This window comes from Companilactobacillus bobalius (assembly GCF_009764355.1).
On sequence record NZ_LNUA01000048.1, the window covers coordinates 1 to 1,959 of the forward strand.

The 1,959-nt window shown below is 33.9% G+C and carries 2 protein-coding genes and 1 pseudogene; 1 reads left to right on the forward strand and 2 read right to left on the reverse strand.

What is annotated here, in order from left to right:
- A pseudogene (locus ATN92_RS12610) lies at window positions 1-492 on the reverse strand (lectin-like domain-containing protein); the annotation flags it as partial.
- Window positions 493-736: 244 nt separating this feature from the next.
- On the opposite strand from ATN92_RS12610, the gene ATN92_RS12615 reads away from it, so the two are divergent.
- Window positions 737-1,189: a MarR family winged helix-turn-helix transcriptional regulator gene (locus ATN92_RS12615; RefSeq protein WP_056950831.1), complete on the forward strand. Its 453-nt coding sequence runs from the start codon at window positions 737-739 to the stop codon at window positions 1,187-1,189.
- 39 nt (window positions 1,190-1,228) lie between these two features.
- On the opposite strand, the gene ATN92_RS12620 is transcribed toward ATN92_RS12615, so the two are convergent.
- Window positions 1,229-1,959 (reverse strand): ribonucleotide-diphosphate reductase subunit beta (locus ATN92_RS12620; RefSeq protein ID WP_158106791.1); only part of this gene is annotated, 731 nt, incomplete at its 5' end.

The following is a 1,959-nucleotide window of genomic DNA, read 5'->3' on the forward strand; positions in this document are numbered from 1 at the left end:
AAGAGCGATAGCATTCTCTTTTCTTTTGTCATTCTGTAAAACAAAAGCCATACCGTCACCAGGAGCCTCACCACCGGTATTACCAAAATAGATCCACATTGAGGCTACTTGTTCGTGACTTAAGTCAAAGTAATTATCTTTTTCAAAGTTACTCCAAACAGCACCAACTTGATAGGTACCGTTAGTCAAACTGATAACACTAGTACCTTTAGTTGCTGGATTTGTTGATTGAACGATAGAAGCATTGTTGTCATAGCTATATTTTTTTCCTGTTGGACTGGTGGCGGGAGCATTAGCTGGCTTTGGTGGGAATTTAGCAATTACAAAATTATTATTATCCCAGTTCAATCCCTTTGGCGTGGTAGCAAGGGCGTGATCGTAGTCAGAATCTCCATCTGCGGAGACAGAAATAGAAAAAATATTTAAGGACAAAATTAAAGTACATAAAAAGATACCGAAGATTAAAAGTTTCTTTCGATAAAAATTATTCATATAAATCCCTCTCAATTAAAAAATCCTTATGTCATACAGATTGTACCAAGTCAATATGTACTTATCCAAATAATTTAAGTATTTTTATTGTTATTTGAGTTTAAAATATATAAATATTTGATTATAAAAATTTATGTTATATTTGGGATTTTTAAAATTAGGTTGTGTGAAATAGAATGGTTTACAATTTCTTAGATTAAGAATAAAATGTAGGCATAAAATGAAATAAGGAGGGATGATTTATATGGCAGAAAAGATCGCTATTGATGCTACCAAGCCAATCCCCTTGGACGACCACTTATGTTTCTCTCTCTATGCAACTTCACGTGCGATTCAAAAGTTATATCACGATGGACTTAGCAAAAATAAATTAACGTATCCACAATATTTGGTACTAGTCGCACTCTATGAATATGATCACGTTACGGTTAAAGGACTAGGAGAATTACTCTCACTTGATTCAGGGACTTTAACACCACTGTTAAAGCGTATGGAAAAGGAGGGTTTAGTAACTCGTCAACGTAGCAAAGATGATGAAAGAGTTGTTAATGTAGAATTGACTGACTTAGGAATTTCTAAGCGTAAGGATATCAATGAATTACCAGAGATATTGGTGGCAAAGAGTAATTTTACCGCTGATGAATGGAATACTTTAGAAGATTTATCTAAAAAATTATTTATGAATATAACAAAATAAGGATTCACCAATTAAGGTGAATCCTTATTTTATAGCTCATTACTTTAACTTTTTAACTTTATCGAATAATGAATTTTCATCTGGTGTTTTATTGTCGCCAGTACGTCCGATATCGTAATCGGAATCTTTCATGGCTTCAACTTTACCCATAAGATAACCATTACCAACTTGTGAGAAGAAGTCGTGGTTACTTGTTCCGGTAGAAATACCGTTCATAACGATAGGGTTAACATCTTCAGCATTGCCATCAGGGAATAATGGCTCTTGTCCCAAGTTCATCAAAGCTTTGTTAGCGTTATAACGAAGGAAAACAAGAACTTCATCAACCCAACCAACTTCTTTGTACAATTCCTTAGTATATTTCTCTTCATTATCGTAGAGAGTATAGAGTAGATCATACATCCAATCTTTTAATTCGGATTGTTTGTCTTCACTCAATTCGTTGAAACCTAATTGGAATTTATAACCAATATAAGTTCCGTGAACTGATTCATCACGAATGATCAACTTAATGATTTCAGCGACATTAGCTAGTTTGTTATTACCTAGATAATAAAGTGGTGTGTAGAATCCAGAATAGAAAAGGAAGCTTTCTAGGAAAACACTAGCGACTTTCTTTTGTAGTGGTTCACCGTTTTGATAGATGTCATTAATGAACTTAGCCTTCTTTTGAAGGTATTCATTGTGATCCGTCCAATCAAAAATCTCTTCGATTTCTTCAGCACTATTTAAAGTACTGAAGATAGATGAGTAACTCTTGGCATGAACTG